The sequence below is a fragment of the Kushneria indalinina DSM 14324 genome (assembly GCF_003385845.1).
Lineage (GTDB): Bacteria > Pseudomonadota > Gammaproteobacteria > Pseudomonadales > Halomonadaceae > Kushneria > Kushneria indalinina.
In genome coordinates, this window is record NZ_QRDJ01000007.1 from 668,749 (window position 1) to 688,153 (window position 19,405).

The window sequence follows — 19,405 nt, forward strand, 5'->3', positions numbered from 1 at the left end:
AGGTCTGATCCCGATTTCCTTTTACGGCGCTGTCTGGAGCCACCATGTCACAGTCCTGTCCTGATCGTGAGCACGCCCTCGCCCTTGCGCTTAAAACGTGGCATTCGGGGGCCTACACCGAGGATCTCGCGCGCCGTATCGCCTATCGCACCGTCAGTCAGAACCCTGACTGTCGCGAGACGCTGGGCCGCTATCTGGATGATGAGATAGCGCCGCTGCTGGCGCGGCTGGGATTTACCTGTCACTCGCTCGATAACCCACAGCCGGAAGGACCACCGCTTTTGATGGGACATCGGCTGGAGTCGCCGGATCTACCGACACTGCTGATCTACGGCCACGGCGATGTGACGCCGGGGCAGGACGATCAGTGGCAGGAAGGCCTCACGCCCTGGCAGCTGACGATGCAGGAGGGCCGACTCTACGGGCGCGGCGTGGCGGACAACAAGGGCCAGCACGGCATCAATCTGGCAGCGCTGGAGACGGTCATCCAGGCGCGGGAGGGCCGGCTGGGATTCAATCTGAAGATCATTTTCGAGATGGGGGAAGAGGTCGGCTCGCCGGGACTTGAAGCGGCCTGTCGCCAACATGGCGATGCCCTGTCGGCGGATCTCTTCCTGGCCTCGGATGGCCCCCGGATTCGCCACGATATGCCGACCCTGTTTCTCGGCTCGCGCGGCATGTATCGATTCAGACTGACGCTGGAGACCGGCAACGGCAACCGTCATTCCGGCAACTGGGGCGGCGTGATTACCAATCCGGCATGGGTCATGACACATGCGCTGAGCACGCTGGTATCAAAACAGGGCGTTCTCCGGGCGGACTGTCTGCGGGCGCCCGATATGCCGGCCTCGGTTCGCGCGCTGGTGCGCGATCTGCCGGTGGGTGGGCAGGGCGGTGATCCTGCCATCAATGCCGACTGGGGCGAACCGGGAATGACGTTTGGTGAGAAGCTTTACGGGGCCAATACGTTCGAAATACTGGGACTGTCGAGCGGCTCGACCGAGCAGCCGATGGCGGCCATTCCGAGCCGGGCAGAGGCCGTCTGCCAGCTGCGCTTTGTGGAGGGTACGGCCTGGCAGACGCTGGGCGACAGGCTGCGCGCGCATCTGGACGAGCATGGCTTTGAAGCGGTGACGCTTACGTCAGAGGGCGGCTACACTGCCACCCGGCTCGACCCCGACCACCCTTGGGTCGGCTTCGTACAGGATTCGATGCAGCAGAGCCTGGGCGAGACGGTCCATCTATTGCCCAATCTCGGCGGCACGATCCCCAACCACTGTTTTGCCGATGTGCTGGGCCTGCCGACCGTGTGGGTGCCGCACTCCTATCCCTCCTGTCAGCAGCATGCCCCCAACGAGCATCTGCCTGAATACATCGTGACGCAGGGCCTTGTCGGCATGGCCGGCATCTTCTGGGATCTGGGCAAGTGGGCGCGAACGCCGCAATAGCCGGCATCACCGCCCGCGCTTATTGATACTCGCTGTGCGCCAGCGGGGTCTGCACGCCCGGCGCCATCTGCTGGCGCCACTGTTCACGACAAAAGCGAAAGCGCTCGGCCGGCCGGCCGCCGGTGGTGGTGTCGACAGCACCAGTGGGCACGACCAGCCCGGTGCGATCCAGCGCGCGACGAAAGTTCTGCTTGTGCAGGCGACAGCCGATGATCGCCTCGATGGTCAGCTGTAGCTGGGAGAGGGTGAAGTGCTCGGGCAGCAGATCAAAGATGACCGGGCGGTAGCGCAGCTTGCCGCGCAAACGATCCATGGCGGTGGCGAGAATGCGCCGGTGATCGGACATCAGGGGCTGACCGGGCAGGGTGGTGACGATCTCGGTGTTGTCGTGACGCTGTGCCTCGGGCGCAAGCCCGGCTTCATACAACAGCTCGAAACGCTCCAGTACCCGGGTATCCACCCAGCGCGCGCCGGCCAGGCCGAAGGCCAGCTGGACTCGCTGGCGGCGCGCCTCCCGATGCGCCTGGTCAACGCCGGCATCGACCCAGCGTGACAATGCCGGGGCGATGGTCATGTCGATCATCGCCGGACGCCCATGGCGGTAATCCTCCCACGGGAAATGGTCATACCAGCTGCCCCAGACGGCGTGCTCGTCGAGCAGTGTCTGCTGATGCGATACCAGTCCCAGATGGCCGATGGAGATATGACGGGTGATCTCCTGATCCGGCATGTCCGGTTCGAGACGGCCCTGATCGCCAAAGGTGTAGAGCTGCTCGACGTAGTCCAGCGCCAGGCCGGTCTGCCGGGCGACCCGATCACGCAGGCCCAGCTCGAAGGTGCGATGATGCCGGGGGTTAAAATCGCCGGCCGGCAGCATCGGCGCGCGGCAGCGATCATCGGGGCAGGTGAGCAATACGGTGGGGGTCGCCGACTCCATGGCAATGACGACGGCAGAGAGTTCGATGGCAATGACAGCGCTGTCTGGCATGGTGACGGCCCGGGGTATTTCGTAATCGGCAGAGGATGCGGCAGGGCGACATTGTGTCACAACCCGGGCCCGGGTGGCGGATAAAGAAAAACCCCTGCACAGGCAGGGGTTTTAACAGGGCCGGAATAATGCTCGCGCTAGGCGGCATTTTCCTTTTCCTTTTCCTTTTCCTTTTCCTTGTCGCCATCACCCTTTTCGATGCGCCTGGTGATGTAGTACTGCTGCGCGATCGAGAGCAGGTTGTTGGTAATCCAGTAGACCACCAGACCTGCCGGGAACCACAGGAAGAAGAAGGTGAAGACGATCGGCAGCATCTTCATGATCTTCGCCTGCGTGGGGTCCGGCGGTGTCGGGTTGAGCTGCTGCTGCAGGAACATGGTCAGACCCATGATGATCGGCAGGATGAAGTAGGGATCCTGTGCTGACAGGTCATGAATCCAGAGCATGAAGGGCGCGTGGCGCAGCTCGATCGACTCCATCAGCATCCAGTACAGCGCGATGAACACCGGCATCTGGATCACGATGGGCAGACAGCCCCCCAGAGGATTGATCTTCTCCTTCTGGTAGAACTTCATCATCTCCTGCGACATCTTCTGGCGATCGTCGCCGTGCTGCTCCTTGATGCGCTGCATCTCGGGGCCCATCTTGCGCATCTTGGCCATCGACTTGTAGGCGGTGGCAGAGAGCGGGAAGAGGACGGCCTTGACCAGTACGGTCAGCAGGATGATCGAGAAGCCCCAGTTGCCAATCAGCGCATGGATATGCGTGAGCAGCCAGAACAGCGGGTTGGCCAGAAACCACAGCCAGCCGAAATCGACGGTCAGCTGCAGGTGCGGCGCGACGGCTTCAAGACGCTCGTGCTCCTTGGGACCGACATAAAGCGTGGCAGACAGATCGCCGTTCTGACCCGGCGCCACGGTCTGGCTGGCGCTGGCAAAGGCCGCCACGTTGCGTCCGCGCTGGTCGACATCGGCGTAATACAGGTTCTGCTGATCCTGATTGGGCGCCCAGGCGGTGGTGAAGTAGTGCTGAATGATCGCCACCCAGCCGCCGCGGACATCCGTGTTGTTGAACTTGCCGTCCTGGATGTCGCCAAAGCCCACCTTCTGGTAGTGCTCGTCCGGCGAAGAGAAGGCCGCACCCAGATAGGCGTGCATGCCCACACCGGCGCCGCTGGTCGGGTCATCGCTGTTGTCACGGGCCAGCTGGCCGATAAAGCGGGCGTTGACCGGCGTCTGCGAAGCGTTGTCGATCAGGTAGTTGACCTTCACGGCGTAGCTGTCGCGCTCGAAGGTGAAGCGCTTGATGATGTTGACGCCGTTGACGGTCGCGCTCATGTCAACCTGCAGCGACTGCTGGTCATCTCCCAGCTGGTAGCTGGTCTGCTCGGGGCTGAAGGTGATTCGGCCCTGATGGCCTTCCATCTGTAGCCCGGAGCGCGCGATATAGCTGCGGCGCTGATCGTCGGAGAGCAGAACAAAGGGGGCATCGGAGTCAAGACGCTGGAGATGCTTCGGCAGGGCGGCATAGACAATATCACCACCGCGCGGGTCAATACGCAGGTCAAGGGCGTCGGTGCGAACGCTGATCAGGCGGGTATTCTGAGCATTGGCATCGCTGGTATTGCTGGCACTGTCAGTGTCGCCGGGCATATCGCCGGAATCAGGCGCACTGGCGCGTTCACTGGCGGCCTCGGGGGCATCGAGCGACTGCTCACCGGGTTCAACGTCACTGCTTTGCTGGGTAAGGGCAGGAGGCGCTTCATCCGGTCGGTCGTTTTGCCCGTGATCATTGCTCCATTGAATGATCATCAGATAGGCAAGTACGGCCAGCGGGATGACAAAAAGAAGTCGTTTCAGATCCATTGGGATTGCCCGGTGGGAAAATGTCGACGCGGCGCAAGAAAACGACGGGTCGCACTCGACGGTTCGTCGCGCCTCGTATTATTGCTGATGCTCCGACTGACGTTTGACGTCCTTTTCAAGGCGTCGCCACATGCCGTGAAGCTGTCTGGCCAGTGTCTGCGAGTCGATCTCGTGTACGCCCTTGCGTGACAGCACGACGATGTCCACACCCGGCAGCCACTGCTGGCGCAGTCGCACCGATTCTCGAGTCAAGCGCTTGAGACGGTTGCGATCCACGGCTCGGCGCACGTTCTTCTTGCTGAACACCAGTCCCACACGAACGTGACCGAGATCGTTGGGGGTGGCGAGTGCCAGAAGACCCTTGCCGTGAATCCTGAAACTGGCATGTTCGAAAACATGACGGTATTCCCCGGCGGTCAGGATTCGAAGACCGCGGGGAAATCCCTGAGTGGTCATGAGCTCCGCTGATCCCTTGAGAGGATCAGGCGCTCAGGCGCTTGCGGCCCTTGGCGCGGCGGCGCGAGATGACCTGGCGGCCGTTCTTGGTGGCCATGCGAGCGCGGAAGCCGTGGTTACGCTTGCGCTTGAGCACGCTGGGCTGAAAAGTACGTTTCATGGTTGCGATTCCCGAATTGAGACTTGAGTGATCGGTGACACCGATGCCCTCAAAATCGAGGCGCACGGGGGTCAAGAGCCGGGATTCTAGAGAATTCAACGAGGACGTGCAATTTTTATCCACGCACGAAAAGGACAGCGCTGTGCATAACTTTGTGCACAAGCTGCGCACTTCATTTCCGGAAGGCCATCCATGCGACCCGGAGAGGCCCGGGTGACGGGGATAAGGTTATCCACAGGCCGTCTGAAGTCCCAACCCGGTGTGGATAACCCGTTCCACGAGCGTTACACTACCGCCCCATTTGCACGACTCACCATCAAGAGGTCGCGTGTGTCCATCGCTCTCTGGCAGCAATGTCTCGACTATTTACAGGATGAATTGAGCTCTCAGCAGTTCAATACCTGGATCCGTCCCCTGCAGGCCGAAAGCGGTTCCAGTGACCACGAACTCTCCCTGCTGGCCCCCAATCGCTTCGTGCGTGACTGGGTCAATGACAAGTATTTAAAGCGCATCAACGAGCTGATGCGCGAGCTGGCCCAGGGCCGGCCGCCCAAGGTGTCGCTGGATATCGGCAGCCGCCGTACGGTGTCCAACCCCGTATCGCGTCCGGCGACCGACAGCGAACCTGCGACCGGCCAGGCGCAAAACAATAGCGGTGATCATGGCCAGGCGGCCTGGTCTTCAGGCGTGACACGTTCCTCGACGCGTGCGCCCATGCCGCCTTCGCCACCCACGTCGCCGCGCGGCGACTATCAGGACGAGCGCGAGATCCCTGCTGCGCCGCCCTCCGGCAATACCACCGGCGGGCGTCGCAGTGACAGCGGCGAACGTCAGGTGCAGGTCGAAGGCAGCATTCGCCACCAGAGCGGGCTCAACCCGGGATTTACCTTTGAAACCTTCGTCGAGGGTAAATCCAACCAGCTGGCGCGGGCCGCCTCGCGCCAGGTCGCCGAGAACCCGGGCGGTGCCTATAACCCGCTGTTCCTTTATGGCGGTGTGGGTCTGGGTAAAACCCACCTGATGCACGCGGTCGGCAACCATCTGGCCGGGCTGCGCGACAACGCTCGGGTGGTCTATCTGCACTCCGAGCGCTTCGTGGCCGACATGGTCAAGGCGCTGCAGCTCAACGCCATCAACGACTTCAAGCGCTTTTATCGCAGCGTCGATGCGCTGCTGATCGATGACATCCAGTTCTTTGCCGGCAAGGAGCGCTCCCAGGAGGAGTTCTTCCACACCTTTAATGCGCTGCTGGAAGGCGGTCAGCAGATGATTCTGACCTCGGACCGCTACCCCAAGGAGATCAGCGGCGTCGAAGAGCGTCTGAAATCGCGCTTTGGCTGGGGCCTGACGGTGGCGATCGAGCCGCCGGAGCTTGAGACCCGCGTGGCGATTCTGATGAAAAAGGCCGAGCAGGCGAAGGCCGATCTGCCCCATGACGCGGCGTTTTTCATCGCCCAGAAGATCCGCTCCAACGTGCGTGAGCTCGAAGGCGCACTCAAGAAGGTGATCGCGGATTCCCACTTCATGGGGCAGCCGATCAACCAGGAGTTCATCCGCGAATCGCTCAAGGATCTGCTGGCGCTGCAGGACAAGCAGGTGGGCGTGGACAACATCCAGCGCACCGTCGCCGAGTACTACAAGATCAAGGTGGCCGATCTACACTCCAAGCGCCGTTCGCGCTCGGTGGCCCGCCCGCGGCAGGTCGCCATGGCGCTGGCCAAGGAGCTGACCAACCACAGCCTGCCGGAAATCGGCGATGCCTTCGGCGGGCGTGACCACACCACGGTGCTGCACGCCTGTCGCAAGGTGGTGGAACTGCGCGAAGAGAACTCCGATATCCGCGAGGACTACAAGAACCTGCTGCGTCTTTTGACCAGCTGATGGTGGCCCGAGCGATCGACACCGTACGCGCACCATCAGTGGTGACCGACATGACAACACTGTGGCCGCAACAAGAGCCTGAAAAGAGTGGAGCCCCATGAAATTTTCCATTTCGCGTGAAGCCCTGCTGCGCCCGCTGACGCTGGTGGCCGGGGTGGTGGAGCGCCGTCAGACCCTGCCGGTGCTCTCCAACGTTTTATTGACGGTCAGCGATGATGAACTGTCACTGACCGGCACCGATCTCGAAGTCGAACTGATCGGTCGCGTAGCACCCTCGAGCATCGAGGAGAGCGGCTCGGTAACCGTCCCGGCGCGCAAGCTGATGGACATCTGCAAGTCGCTGCCCGATCAGTCCGAGATCACTCTGGCCATCGAGGAGGGCCGAGCGCTGCTGCGCTCCGGGCGCTCGCGCTTTACGCTCTCGACCCTGCCGGCGGCTGAATTTCCCAATATCGATGAAGGTCAGGGCAGTACCGAACTCACCCTGCCGCGACGCACGCTCAAGCAGCTCATCGATGCCACCGGCTTTGCGATGGCGCAGCAGGACGTGCGCTATTACCTCAACGGCATGCTGATTGAGCTGCGCGATCATCTGGTGCGCACCGTGGCCACCGACGGTCACCGTCTGGCCGTATGCTCACGCAGTGCCGATATCGCCCTTGAGGAACCCCAGCGTCTGATCCTGCCGCGCAAGGGCGTGGTCGAGCTCTCGCGTTTGCTCGATGACAGCGACGAGCCGGTCACGCTGATGCTCGGCGCCAGCCATCTGCGCGTACGCACCGGCGCCTACACCTTTACCTCGCGGCTGGTGGACGGCAAGTTCCCCGACTACGAGCGGGTCATCCCCAAGGGCGGCGACAAGCAGATTCTGGCCGAACGCGGCGAGCTGCGTAAGGTGCTCTCGCGAACCGCCATTCTCTCCAACGAGAAGTATCGCGGCGTGCGGCTCAATCTGGAAGCGGGCAATCTGCGGGTGCTGGCCAACAACCCCGAGCAGGAAGAGGCCGAAGAGAACGTGGCGATCGACTACAGCGGCAGCGCGCTGGAGATCGGTTTCAACGTTGGCTATCTGATCGATGTGCTCAGCGTGCTGGACACCGATCAGGTCCAGCTGACGCTGTCCGACCCCAACAGCAGTGCGCTGCTGGAAGCGCCCGGCGGCGGCGATGCCATGTACGTTGTCATGCCGATGCGGCTCTGATCCTCCTGCCAGCTCGTCTGTCACAACAGCGCCCGGCATTGGCCGGGCGCGCGTCCCCTTCGGATCGCCATGCCGCTTGATCATCTTCACTTTCAGGGGCTGCGCAATCTGCCGTCCGTCACATGGCAGCCCGGTGCGCACGTCAACCTGATTTTCGGCGACAACGGCAGCGGCAAGACCAGCCTGCTGGAAGGCCTGCACATTCTGGGCATGGGGCGCTCGTTTCGTACCCGTCAGCTCAAGCACGCCATCACCCATGATCAGGACGCCCTGACGCTGTTTGGCCGGCTGGCGGGGGAGCCACCGCTGCCGCTGGGCGTGGAGCGTCGTCGCGACGCTGATGGCCTCAATGTGCGGGTGGCCGGCGAGAAGATCGATCGCATTGCCGAGCTCGCCCGCCACCTGCCCATGCAGCTGATCAACCCCGATGCCTTTCGCCTGATCGAGGGCGCGCCAGCGGCGCGACGCGAATTTCTCGACTGGGGCGTGTTTTATGTTTACCCCGATTTTTTCGATGTCTGGCGCCGCGCAAGACGCGCGCTCAAACATCGGAATGCGCTGCTCAGACATGATAGAATCGACGAACAGTCGCTGGCCCTCTGGAGCCGCGAACTGGCGCGCTGGAGCGATCGACTGGATGCGATGCGCAGTGACTGGATGGCGCGCTTTTCAGGCGTTTTCAACGCCACGCTTGCCGAGCTGATCGATCTGCCGGACCTGTCGCTTCGCTACCATCGCGGCTGGGACAAGAGTCGCCCGCTCGAGGAGATATTGCTGGAGAGCGTGGCCACCGATCGGCAGATGAAGTTCACCCAGCAGGGGCCCCAACGCGCCGATCTGCGCCTGCGCATGGGCCGCTATCCGGCGTCCGAAGTGCTCTCCAGAGGACAGCAGAAGCTGGTGGTCAGCGCCATGAAACTGGCGCAGGGGCGGCTTCTGGAGCAGGAAGGCCGGCACCGCTGCCTCTATCTGATCGATGATCTGGCCGCCGAACTTGACGAACAGCACCGCCGCGCATTCTGTCGGCTGCTGGAACAGATGAATTGTCAGACCTTTCTGACCGGCATCGAGCCCGCCTCGCTTGAGGGGCACTGGGGTATTGATACCGACGTCAAAAGGTTTCACGTGAAACAGGGTCGTCTGGCAGGCACTGCCGACGGCACGATGACCCGGGAGCATCAATGAGCGAACCACAGGCTTACGACTCATCGAGTATCAAGGTTCTTAAGGGGCTGGACGCGGTACGCAAGCGCCCGGGCATGTACATTGGCGATACCGATGATGGCACCGGTCTGCACCACATGGTGTTCGAGATCGTCGATAACTCGATCGACGAGGCGCTGGCCGGCCACTGCAGCGAAATCCGGGTCGTCATTCACCCCAATGAGTCTGTCACCGTCTCCGATGACGGCCGTGGCATCCCAACCGATATCCACTCCGAAGGGGTATCGGCGGCGGAAGTGATCATGACCGTGCTCCACGCCGGCGGCAAGTTCGACGACAACTCCTACAAGGTGTCCGGCGGACTGCACGGCGTGGGGGTCTCGGTGGTCAACGCGCTGTCCGAGCAGCTCAAGCTCACCATCTGGCGCAAGAACCAGGTCCACGAGCAGATCTACAAGCATGGCGTGCCGCAGTCGCCGCTGGCGGTGGTGGGCGACACCGAGCGCTCCGGCACCCAGATTCATTTCAAGCCTTCATCGGAGACCTTCGCCAATATCGAGTTTCACTACGATATTCTGGCTAAGCGCCTCAGGGAGCTTTCGTTTCTCAACTCCGGCGTGGCGATTCGCCTGCTCGACGAGCGCGACGGCCGCGAGGAGCTGTTCCACTACGAAGGCGGCCTGCGCGCCTTTGTCGATCACCTCAACACCAACCGAACGACCGTCAACCCGGTGTTTCACTTCAACGCCGAGCGCGAGGATGGCATTGCGGTGGAAGTGGCGATGCAGTGGAACGACAGCTACAGCGAAAACATCTTCTGCTACACCAACAACATTCCGCAGCGCGACGGTGGCACGCACATGGCGGGTTTCCGCGGTGCGCTGACCCGCAGCCTCAACAGCTACATCGAGGCCGAGGAGCTGCAGAAAAAGTCCAAGGTCGCGACCTCGGGCGATGATGCCCGTGAAGGTCTGACCGCGATCATCTCGGTCAAGGTGCCCGACCCGAAGTTCTCCTCGCAGACCAAGGACAAGCTGGTCTCCTCCGAGGTGAAAACGGCCGTCGAGCAGGAGATGAGCCGTCAGCTCTCCGACTACCTGCTGGAAAACCCCAATGACGCCAAGGCGATCGTCAACAAGATGCTTGACGCCGCCCGCGCCCGCGACGCTGCTCGCAAGGCGCGCGAGATGACCCGCCGCAAGGGCGCGCTGGATATCGCCGGGCTGCCCGGCAAGCTGGCCGACTGTCAGGAGAAGGACCCGACCCGCTCGGAGCTCTACCTGGTCGAGGGCGACTCCGCCGGCGGCAGCGCCAAGCAGGGCCGCGATCGCCGCACCCAGGCGATCCTGCCGCTCAAGGGCAAGATCCTCAACGTCGAGAAGGCTCGCTTTGACAAGATGCTCTCCTCGGCCGAGGTCGGCACCCTGATCACCGCGCTGGGCTGCGGCATTGGTCGCGAGGAGTTCAACGCCGACAAGCTGCGCTATCATTCGATCATCATCATGACCGACGCCGATGTCGACGGCTCGCACATTCGTACCCTGCTGTTGACGTTCTTCTTCCGTCAGATGCCGGAGCTGATCGAGCGCGGCCACATCTTCATTGCTCAGCCGCCGCTGTACAAGATCAAGCGCGGCAAGAACGAGATGTATCTCAAGGACGAAGCGGCGCTGATCCAGCACCTGACCACCACGGCTCTTGATGGCGCGCAGCTGCACGTCAACGCCGACGCCCCGGGCATCGGCGGTGAGCATCTTGAAAGGCTGGTGCATCAGTACCGTGACGTGATGGACCGCCTCGACCGTCTGGCCCGCGTCTATCCGGCCGACGTGCTCAAGCGTCTCATCTACGCCGACCCGGTCAGCGAAGAGATGCTGGCAGACAAGGCTGCCATGACGCGCTGGATCGAGGCCCTGCAGGCCGATCTGGACGAGCGCATCGCCTACGAGGGCGGCCCGCGCTACATCTTCCGTCTGGTCCACAGCGAGGAGCGCGGGCTGTATCTGCCGGCGGCCGTGTTGAGCGCCCATGGCGTGGAAACCGACTATCCGCTGGGGCTGGGCTTTTTCCAGTCGGCCGATTACGCCGCCATGGTCGCGCTCAATCAGGCGCTGGACGGTCTGCTGGAAGAGGGTGCCTACATCGCCCGCGGCGAGCGCTCCAAGCCGGTCGAGAACTTCCACGACATCCTCACCTGGCTGATGGCCGAGGCCAGCCGCGGCTTCAGCATCCAGCGCTACAAGGGGCTGGGTGAGATGAATCCGGACCAGCTGTGGGAAACCACCATGGATCCGGAAAGCCGCCGCATGCTCAGGGTCACCATCGAGGACGCCATTGGCGCCGACATGATGTTCAACACCCTGATGGGCGACGAGGTCGAACCGCGCCGTGACTTCATCGAGCAAAACGCGCTGGTGGCGAACCTGGACATCTGATCCGGTCAAGTCTTCGCCTCATCCAACCGGAGCCTCGTGCTCCGGTTTTTTATGCCCCGGGTTGTCTGCCGGTCATGCCCTCGGAGTGATGCCCTGATGCTCGACAGTGTTGGACCCCTGGCCGGACAGTTTTTCGGTTTCGTCTCGCTGCTGCTCTATCTGCTGGCCTTTGCCAGCCGGCGTGACGAGCGGCTGATGGTGATCCTGGTTCTCGCCAACGTGACGTTTGCGCTGCAGTTTGCCTTTCTGGGCAGCTGGACGGCCGCGACGCTGTCGCTGGTGGTGATCCTGCGCATTGCGCTGGCCCGGCGCTATCCGCAGGCGTTCGAGTAACCGGTTACCTCGATAAACCACTTTGGTGCCATGCGGCCAAAATCGCGGCGCACGTTGGTTTTAAGGGCCGCCTTCGAGTCCAGCACCACACACTCTCCCGCCTCGCGTACGAACACCACCCAGTGCCAGAAGGGCACGCCGTCGATTTGTCGCCACTTGATCGCCAGCAGAGCTCGATCCGGCAGGTCCTCCCAGCCGGTAAAGGGCTGCTCGTCGCTGGAAGCCTCGATGTCCAGATCGGCCAGCAGGTGCCTGACGTAGGCTGTCTGTGACCACAGCGAATGATCACCGGCAAAAATGCCAAGCGCGGCGGCCCGGGCTCGCGCCGTCTCATAATCAAGGCCTGCCAGCGCGGCGCAGGCGGCGATGCCGCAGCCGGTGGGTTCTTTTTGAATAACGGGCGTCATGGATAATCCTTTTGCTTGACCTGGAGTGCGCTCCAGGCCGTAACCTCTTTTTTGGCTTCAGCACTGGAGGGATGCATGAAGATTGGAGAACTGGCCAGACGCTCGGGGCGTTCGACCCATACGCTGCGCTACTACGAGCGCATTGGTCTTCTGCCGCCGCCCCGGCGGGATGGCTCGGGTCAGCGCGACTATGACGCCAGCATACTGGTATGGCTGGCTTTTCTGGAGCGCCTGCGCGCCACCGGCATGCCGATTCGTGAAATGCTCGATTACGCCGCTCTGCGCGCCCGCGGTGTGGAGACTGCGCAAACGCGCTGTAATCTGCTTGAGGCGCATCGTGAGCGGGTTCGCGAGCACATGTGTCTTTTGCAGGCATCGCTTGAAGTGCTGGATACCAAAATCGAAGGCTACCACGCCACCCTGCATGAGGAGACATCAAGGATATGAGCCAACCCCATGAGAGCGACAGACTGATTCGCGGACGTCAGGCCCTGGCTGCCATTGATGGCGAGGCAGGAGAGAAGGTCATAAGCGCACTGGCCGATATTGCGCCCGATTTTGCGACTTATCTGCTGGAGTTTCCGTTTGGCGATATCTACTCGCGTCCCGGGCTTGATCTGCGCAGTCGTGAAACGGCCACTATCGCGGCACTGACGGCCATGGGCACGGCGCCGGCTCAGCTGAAGGTCCATATCGAGGCTGGCCTGAATGTCGGGCTCAGCCGAGAGGAAATTGTTGAAATCATTATGCAGATGGCGGTGTATGCCGGATTCCCGGCTGCGCTCAACGGACTTTTTGTTGCCAGGGAGGCGTTCACCGCTCGTGAGGGCAACGCCGAGACAAGTACCTAAAAAAGCTGCCCCTGTTCGGGCCGTGCCGGCAGACCCCGCCGGGCATACTCGGCCTCGAGCGAGGCGAGCACGTCGATATTGCCGCCGCGCCAGCCGTTCAGTGCCCTGACCAGTGCATCGTCATCGAGGGACTCGATCGTGTGACCGCGCGCCGGGCCAAAGCGCAGGCGCATACCGGGCACCGGCTGGCCGGTGGTGGCCCAGTCGAGAAAGCCGGCAAAGTCGGTAAAACCAAAGCGGGCCATCAACGGCGGGATCAGGGCGGCGGTCATGCGTACATCACCCAGCGCGTCGTGGGCGTTGAGGGGCGCCTCACCGGTCAGCGCCTGGTAGGTGCTGGCAAGCGAGGCGCTTTCAAGGCCGTCGCGCTTTTTGAGCCGATAGGCCGGCAGGAAAAGGTCCAGGCTGCGCCTGGGACGCAGCCCCAGGCGGTGAGCGATCACGTTGTCAAAGCTGGTGTTGCTAAAGCCGATGACCAGCGCGTCAAAGCCCTGACGCGCCGCGGCCTGATAGACCTCCGGCACGGCGCGGCGATAGTCGGGGCAGTCGGCGACATCCTCATCACGCAGACCGTGCACGCGAGTGGTGGCCGATGCGATCGGCCCGCCCGGATGATAGTTGGCGTAGGACTGCCACCGGCGATAAAAGGCGCCGTCATTGCCCAGTATGCCGCTCAGTACGGCCAGCTGCACCACGCCGCAGTGTCGGGCGCTGCCGCCGGCGGTTTCAAAGTCGTGAATCAGCGCACGCATGGCGTCTCATCAGACAAAAGCCGTCGGGCCAGCGGCATCAGTATCTCCACCAGCACCGTCAGATCCGCCGGTTCCGTGGCGTTCGGCCATCGGGCTTCCAGCTCGGCGACTTCCATGCCGACGACGTCTTCCTCGGCTAGGGCGGCCATCAGCTCGGCCAGACATTCCGTGGCAAGGCCGCCGTCGATCTGGTGGTCGCTGGGTACCACGCCGGGCTGGAGCACGTCGCAGTCGAGGTGGATATAGACCGGGCGGCCGTTGATGGCACGTTGCAGCGCCTCGACGTCGAGCTGTGCCGGGGGCAGATGAAGCAGGCGTTTGTCATCGATGAGTGCCTGCTCGGCGGGGTCGAGCTGGTGGGCGCCGGCCAGAATGACCTGAGCCAGCGACAGATCACTGCCCAGACCGCTGTCCCACAGCCCGGCGGCGCCGGCAATCACCATGCCACCGAGATAGCCGGATTCGGAGGTCTCCGGCGTGTTGAGATCGCCATGGGCATCGAACCAGACGATGCAGGCCTCGGGGTGCTGCCGGGCGATCACCGGCAGGGTGGCCAGCGCGCCGGCGCAGCGGCTCATGGTCAAAACGGGACGCTTGCCTGCCGACAGCGTCTTCTCCAGGTATCGTCCCAGCGACACGAAATCGGGCGTGACGGCCTCGAGCATCTGCTGCCAGCTGCCCGACAGCGCCTGACCCGGCGCCCCCAGCGTCTGCAGGGGAATCCCGAGAACGGCCGCCAGACGCTGCGCCAGGGCGAGGGCGCCGGTCATGCCGTGAGGATTGCGGCCGCCACAGTTGCCCTGAAAACAGATCAGCGGCGGCGGGGCGGTCGAAGGGGACGGCTGCACCATGAGATCTCCTTGTCAGAGGGAAGGGCCTGATCATGCCACGGCGTCTACACAATCACATCAGCGCGTGGTCATAAAGGCGCGAATGCCTTCGGCCAGCTGACGCCCGAGGCGTTCCAGCGTCTCGCCCTCGACCATGCCGACGCCCAGCACCAGGCCGCGACGTGGATCATCGGCGGCGCAGACCGGGCTGAGCGGCTTGACCACCAGTCGGTAGTGATTGAGCAGATAGCGCGCCAGCCGCACGTCATCGATCTCCGGGGCGAGCGTTACGCACAGCGTGATGGTGCCGGCCGGGGGCGAAATCTCGACCACGCCCGGAAGTCCCGTCAGCAGGTCATGCAGGGTCTGCTGGCGCAGCAGATACTCGCGGTTGATGCGCCGACACCAGCGGTCCAGATCGCCATCGGCCATGAACTGCGCCAGTACCGCCTGATCGAGCATGCGCCCTTCGCGAAAGATCTCGCTGCGCAATCGATTGATGGCCCCGCTCAGCGCCCGGGGCACGACCAGATACCCCAGCCGCAGTCCCGGAAACATCAGCTTGGAGAACGAGCCGGCCAGAATGGAGCGACCGTCATCGGGGCAGAAGAGCAGCGCTCGGTGACGGCTATCAAAGAACTCGTAGTCGTCCTCGATGATGAGCTCCGGCGCCAGTCGCTCGACCAGTGCGCGCTTGTCCTCGATCGGCATGGGCACGCTCAGGGGGTAGTGGCGCGCACCGGTCAGGTAGAGAAGGCGCGGTGCGCGCGCCGCTGACGGCGGGTCGCGATAGCCCGCACCGGGCTGCCAGGGGCACTGATCGATGCCCAGCCCCGCGGCCTGAAAGACGTTACGCGCGCCCCAGTAGCAGGGCGAATCCATGACCACGCGCTCGCCGTGATCGGCGAATGCCAGCGCGCACAGCTCCAGACCGTGATGGGTGCCATCGGTAATGATGATCTGTTCCAGGGCGCACTCGATGCCGCGCCCGCGGCGAAGAAAGTCGGCGATCTCACGCTTGAGCGGCCCGTAGCCGCCGCTGGAGTAGGACAGCAGCAGGGCATTGTGCGGCACGGTCAGGGTGGCGTAGAGCGTGCGCCAGCGCCGCATGGGAAAGCGGGCAATATCGGGGATGCCCGGTACGAAGGCGCCGCTCTGGATCGGGCTGGCACCGCTGGTGCTCAGAATCTGTCGGGCCCGGTGTGACAACGCCACCGGCGGTGCTGACGCCTGTGGTGTCGATGTGCTCGGGCGCCGGCTCCAGCTGCCGCGGCCGTGCTGGGTCGTCAGCAGATGCTGTGACTGCAAAAGCTCGATGACGCCGGCCAGGGTATTGCGTGCCACGCCCAGGCGCTGGCAGATATGGCGGTGGGCCGGCAGGCGCTGGCCGTCGACCCACTGCAGCTCGATCAGACCAGTCAGGGCCTGCTCCAGACGCACCTGCTTGCTCAGCCGGTCGGGCTGGCGCTGCCAGGCCGCTTCAATATCGCTCAGAGCCTCTTCGGCAGATCGCTGCATGACGCTTGTCCGGGCAGGGTGGCGGGCGTGAGGGGCCATTATGGTGGCGGCGTCGCGCAGTGGTCTACCTGAACACACAAGTGGTTCACGTACCGGATGCGCCACAGTGGTAGCGTGTGATCAGGAGCAACAACAAGGCATCAATGCCGAACAGACACTCCCATCGCCCTGAATGATCATAACAATGACGGAATAATCCATGCAGAGCACCACAAAACCACGCGAACTGGTACGCGTTCTGGCCCGCACTGACGTGCTGGCCCTGGCCTTTGGCGCCATGATCGGCTGGGGCTGGATCGTTCTGACCGGCGGCGCGATTCTCGACGCCGGCAGCCTCGGCGCCATCATCGCCTTCATCATCGGCGGCATTGCCGTGCTGCTGGTAGGTCTGACCTACGCCGAACTGGCCTCGGCCATGCCCAAGGTGGGCGGTGAGCACGTCTACAGCTACCGCGCGCTGGGCCATTTTGCCTCCTTTATCTGTACCTGGAGCATCGTGCTGGGCTATGTGAGCGTGGTGTCGTTTGAAGCCGTCGCCCTGCCCACCGTGGTCGAGCAGCTCTTTCCAGGCTATGACGTGGGCCATCTCTGGACGGTGGCCGGCTGGGACGTCAAGGCCAGCTGGGTCGCCGTGGGCGTGATCGGCTCGCTGATCATGATGGCGATCAACTATGTCGGCATCACCACCGCGGCACTGATCCAGAAGCTGGTGACCGGCCTGATTCTGGTGGTCGGTGTGCTCTTCATTACCGGGGCGCTGTTTACCGGTGAAGTGGCCAACATGACGCCGCTTTTCAACCATGAATCCAGCGGCGGCTTTGCCGGCGGCATCATGGCGGTGCTGGTGATGGTGCCCTTTTTGTTCGTGGGCTTTGACGTCATCCCCCAGGCGGCCGAGGAGATCGATCTGCCCTATCGCGACATCGGCAAGGTGCTGATTGCCTCGGTACTGATGGCGGTCGCCTGGTATGCGCTGATTGTGCTCGGTACCAGCCTGATGCTGGATCAGCCGGCGCTTGAGGGCAGCTCGCTGTCGGTACCGGACGCCATGGGCGCGGTCATGGGCAGCGTCTGGGGCAGCAAGCTGATGGTGCTGGCGGGCATTGCGGGCATCATCACCAGCTGGAACGCCTTTTATATCGGCGGGTCGCGGGCGATCTACGCGCTGGCGCACTCCGGCATGCTGCCGGCCTTTCTGGGCAAACTGCATCCGAAGTACAAGACGCCCACCAACGCCATCATCATGATCGGGCTGTTGTCGACGATTGCGCCCTTCATGGGGCGCCCGGCCATGGTGTGGCTGGTGGATGCCGGCGGTCTTGGCATCGTGATCGCCTATCTGTTCGTGGCGCTGTCGTTTCTGGTACTGCGAAAGCGCGAACCCGACATGGACCGCCCTTTCAAGGTGGGTAACGGTCGAGTGGTCGGCGCGCTGGCGGTGGCGCTGTCGCTTGGCATGGCCTGTCTGTATTTGCCGGGCAGCCCCTCGGCCCTGACCGGCATCGAGTGGGGCGTATTTGGCGGCTGGATGGTGCTGGGGCTTGCGATGTATCTCTTTGCGCTCAATCGCTACGGGCGCGCTTTCAGCGACCGGGTCATGCAAAACGTTTATGACCGCTGACATCACATCCATGAGGGAGACACATGTTTGACATCGAATTCAAAAGCCAGCGCGCCGCGGCACTGATCGGCGAGCGCTGGGTCGAAGGCGACCGGCAGTTTGCGGTCAATAACCCGGCCACCGGGGAACTGATTGCCCTCGTGGCCGATCTGGGCGCCGAGGAAACCCGTGAGGCCGTCGCCGCCGCCGACACGGCAATGGCCGACTGGCGCCGCGTGCCGGCGAAGGAGCGCTCGCGTCTGCTGCGCCGCTGGTTTGATCTGGTGGTGGAACACACCGATCAACTGGCGCGGTTGATGACGCTGGAACAGGGCAAGCCGCTGGCGGAGTCCCGCGGGGAGGTCGGCTACGGCGCCTCGTTTATCGAGTTCTACGCCGAAGAGGCCAAGCGCATTGCCGGGGAAACCCTGCCGGGACACGGCGCGGACAAGCGCATTCTGGTGGTGCGCGAGCCGATCGGCGTGGTCGCCGCCATTACGCCTTGGAACTTCCCGCTGGCGATGATCACCCGCAAATGCGCCCCGGCACTGGCCGCCGGCTGTACGGTGGTGATCAAGCCCGCCGAGGCCACGCCGCTGACCGCACTGGCACTGGCCGCGCTGGCGCTGGAGGCCGGTATACCGGCAGGGGCCATCAATGTAGTCACCGCCAAAAGCCCTGCCGCGGTGGGCGAGGTGCTCACCACCGACCCGCGGGTGCGCAAGGTCTCGTTTACCGGCTCCACGCCGGTGGGCAAGAAGCTTCTGGCGCAGTGCGCCTCCACGGTCAAAAAGACCGCCATGGAGCTGGGCGGCAACGCCCCCTTTATCGTCTTCGATGACGCCGATGTCGATGCCGCCGTTGAGGGCGCGATCGCCTCGAAATACCGCAACGCCGGCCAGACCTGCGTGTGCACCAACCGCTTTCTGGTCCAGTCCGGCGTGTATGACGCCTTTGTCGAGAAACTCGCCGAGCGCGTACGCCAGCTCAAGGTCGGCAACGGTCAGGAAGAAGGCATCAACATCGGGCCGCTGATCAATCAGGCCGCGGTCGACAAGGTCAGCGCGCACGTTGCTGACGCCCTCGACAAGGGCGCTCGACTGGTAGAGGGTGGTCAGACGCACGCGCTGGGGCACTCGTTTTATGAACCGACCGTGCTGGCGGATGTGACACCGGACATGGCCGTGGCTCATGAGGAGACCTTCGGGCCATTGGCGGCGGTGTTTCGTTTCGACCAGGATGATCAGGCCATTGCGATGGCCAACGATACGCCCTTTGGCCTGGCGGCCTACTTCTACGCCCGCGACTACAAGCGCATCTGGCATGTGATGGAGGCGCTGGAGTACGGCATGGTGGCCGTCAACGAAGGGTTGTTGTCGACCGAGCTGGCCCCCTTTGGCGGGATCAAGGAGTCCGGACTGGGTCGAGAGGGTTCGCACCATGGACTGGAGGAGTTTACCGAGCTCAAGTATGTCTGTCTTGGCGGGCTGTAATCGCTGCACATCAAAGGAGACTG

General features: G+C 63.1%; 18 protein-coding genes. 10 read left to right on the plus strand and 8 right to left on the minus strand.

Going from position 1 to position 19,405, the window contains the following annotated elements; all coding sequences use genetic code 11:
* The first annotated feature begins 44 nt into the window (after positions 1–44).
* On the plus strand, positions 45–1,448 hold the full coding sequence (locus tag C8D72_RS09750; RefSeq protein ID WP_115854209.1) for a M20 family metallopeptidase: 1,404 nt from the start codon (positions 45–47) through the stop codon (positions 1,446–1,448).
* Between the two features lie 19 nt (positions 1,449–1,467).
* Here the strand turns inward: C8D72_RS09750 and C8D72_RS09755 are convergent, their stop codons facing one another.
* From C8D72_RS09755 to rpmH, 4 genes are all read right to left on the minus strand, one after another.
* Complete coding sequence (locus C8D72_RS09755; protein ID WP_115854210.1) at positions 1,468–2,436, minus strand: NUDIX hydrolase; 969 nt, start codon at positions 2,434–2,436, stop codon at positions 1,468–1,470.
* Positions 2,437–2,573: 137 nt separating this feature from the next.
* Positions 2,574–4,301, minus strand: coding sequence for a membrane protein insertase YidC (yidC, locus tag C8D72_RS09760; protein ID WP_115854211.1), 1,728 nt, complete (start codon positions 4,299–4,301; stop codon positions 2,574–2,576).
* Between the two features lie 78 nt (positions 4,302–4,379).
* Entirely contained in the window at positions 4,380–4,757 is a 378-nt protein-coding gene (gene rnpA / locus C8D72_RS09765) for a ribonuclease P protein component (protein ID WP_115854212.1), read from the minus strand.
* 25 nt (positions 4,758–4,782) lie between these two features.
* On the minus strand, positions 4,783–4,917 hold the full coding sequence (rpmH, locus tag C8D72_RS09770) for a 50S ribosomal protein L34 (RefSeq protein WP_086623304.1): 135 nt from the start codon (positions 4,915–4,917) through the stop codon (positions 4,783–4,785).
* Positions 4,918–5,247: 330 nt separating this feature from the next.
* Between rpmH and dnaA the strand changes: the two genes are divergently transcribed.
* From dnaA to C8D72_RS09795, 5 genes are all read left to right on the plus strand, one after another.
* Positions 5,248–6,798, plus strand: coding sequence for a chromosomal replication initiator protein DnaA (dnaA, locus tag C8D72_RS09775; RefSeq protein ID WP_115854213.1), 1,551 nt, complete (start codon positions 5,248–5,250; stop codon positions 6,796–6,798).
* A gap of 97 nt (positions 6,799–6,895) precedes the next feature.
* Positions 6,896–7,999, plus strand: a complete 1,104-nt coding sequence (gene dnaN, locus C8D72_RS09780) for a DNA polymerase III subunit beta (protein WP_115854214.1) — start codon at positions 6,896–6,898, stop codon at positions 7,997–7,999.
* Positions 8,000–8,068: 69 nt separating this feature from the next.
* Complete coding sequence (gene recF, locus C8D72_RS09785) at positions 8,069–9,184, plus strand: DNA replication/repair protein RecF (RefSeq protein ID WP_115854215.1); 1,116 nt, start codon at positions 8,069–8,071, stop codon at positions 9,182–9,184.
* Positions 9,181–11,598, plus strand: coding sequence for a DNA topoisomerase (ATP-hydrolyzing) subunit B (gene gyrB / locus C8D72_RS09790; protein WP_115854216.1), 2,418 nt, complete (start codon positions 9,181–9,183; stop codon positions 11,596–11,598). Before recF ends, gyrB begins: the two co-directional genes overlap by 4 nt.
* A gap of 96 nt (positions 11,599–11,694) precedes the next feature.
* Complete coding sequence (locus C8D72_RS09795; RefSeq protein WP_115854217.1) at positions 11,695–11,931, plus strand: YgjV family protein; 237 nt, start codon at positions 11,695–11,697, stop codon at positions 11,929–11,931.
* On the opposite strand, the gene C8D72_RS09800 is transcribed toward C8D72_RS09795, so the two are convergent.
* Complete coding sequence (locus tag C8D72_RS09800) at positions 11,910–12,338, minus strand: hypothetical protein (RefSeq protein ID WP_115854218.1); 429 nt, start codon at positions 12,336–12,338, stop codon at positions 11,910–11,912. The two genes, C8D72_RS09795 and C8D72_RS09800, sit on opposite strands and share 22 nt — an antisense overlap.
* A 75-nt stretch (positions 12,339–12,413) precedes the next feature.
* Here C8D72_RS09800 and C8D72_RS09805 point away from each other — a divergent pair, with 75 nt between their 5' ends.
* A complete protein-coding gene (locus C8D72_RS09805; RefSeq protein WP_115854219.1) occupies positions 12,414–12,785 on the plus strand; it encodes a MerR family transcriptional regulator in 372 nt (123 codons plus the stop codon).
* Positions 12,782–13,189 (plus strand): carboxymuconolactone decarboxylase family protein, encoded by a 408-nt coding sequence (locus C8D72_RS09810; protein ID WP_115854220.1) that lies wholly within the window; start codon positions 12,782–12,784, stop codon positions 13,187–13,189. The genes C8D72_RS09805 and C8D72_RS09810 overlap by 4 nt, the downstream gene beginning before the upstream one ends.
* Here C8D72_RS09810 and C8D72_RS09815 read toward each other — a convergent pair.
* Genes C8D72_RS09815 through C8D72_RS09825 form a run of 3 tightly spaced genes read right to left on the minus strand, consistent with a single transcriptional unit; the run spans position 13,186 to position 16,289 of the window.
* The gene (locus C8D72_RS09815) at positions 13,186–13,941 is read right to left on the minus strand and encodes a 3'-5' exonuclease (RefSeq protein ID WP_115854221.1); all 756 of its coding nucleotides are present in this window, start codon (positions 13,939–13,941) and stop codon (positions 13,186–13,188) included. The two genes, C8D72_RS09810 and C8D72_RS09815, sit on opposite strands and share 4 nt — an antisense overlap.
* On the minus strand, positions 13,929–14,792 hold the full coding sequence (locus C8D72_RS09820; protein ID WP_115854222.1) for an arginase family protein: 864 nt from the start codon (positions 14,790–14,792) through the stop codon (positions 13,929–13,931). Before C8D72_RS09820 ends, C8D72_RS09815 begins: the two co-directional genes overlap by 13 nt.
* A 57-nt stretch (positions 14,793–14,849) precedes the next feature.
* Complete coding sequence (locus C8D72_RS09825) at positions 14,850–16,289, minus strand: aminotransferase-like domain-containing protein (RefSeq protein WP_115854223.1); 1,440 nt, start codon at positions 16,287–16,289, stop codon at positions 14,850–14,852.
* A gap of 199 nt (positions 16,290–16,488) precedes the next feature.
* On the opposite strand from C8D72_RS09825, the gene C8D72_RS09830 reads away from it, so the two are divergent.
* Positions 16,489–17,910, plus strand: coding sequence for an APC family permease (locus C8D72_RS09830; protein ID WP_115854224.1), 1,422 nt, complete (start codon positions 16,489–16,491; stop codon positions 17,908–17,910).
* Positions 17,911–17,933: 23 nt separating this feature from the next.
* Positions 17,934–19,382 carry an NAD-dependent succinate-semialdehyde dehydrogenase gene (locus C8D72_RS09835; RefSeq protein ID WP_115854225.1) on the plus strand — a complete coding sequence of 483 codons (1,449 nt, stop codon included), beginning with the start codon at positions 17,934–17,936 and terminating at the stop codon, positions 19,380–19,382.
* Positions 19,383–19,405 lie beyond the last annotated feature (23 nt).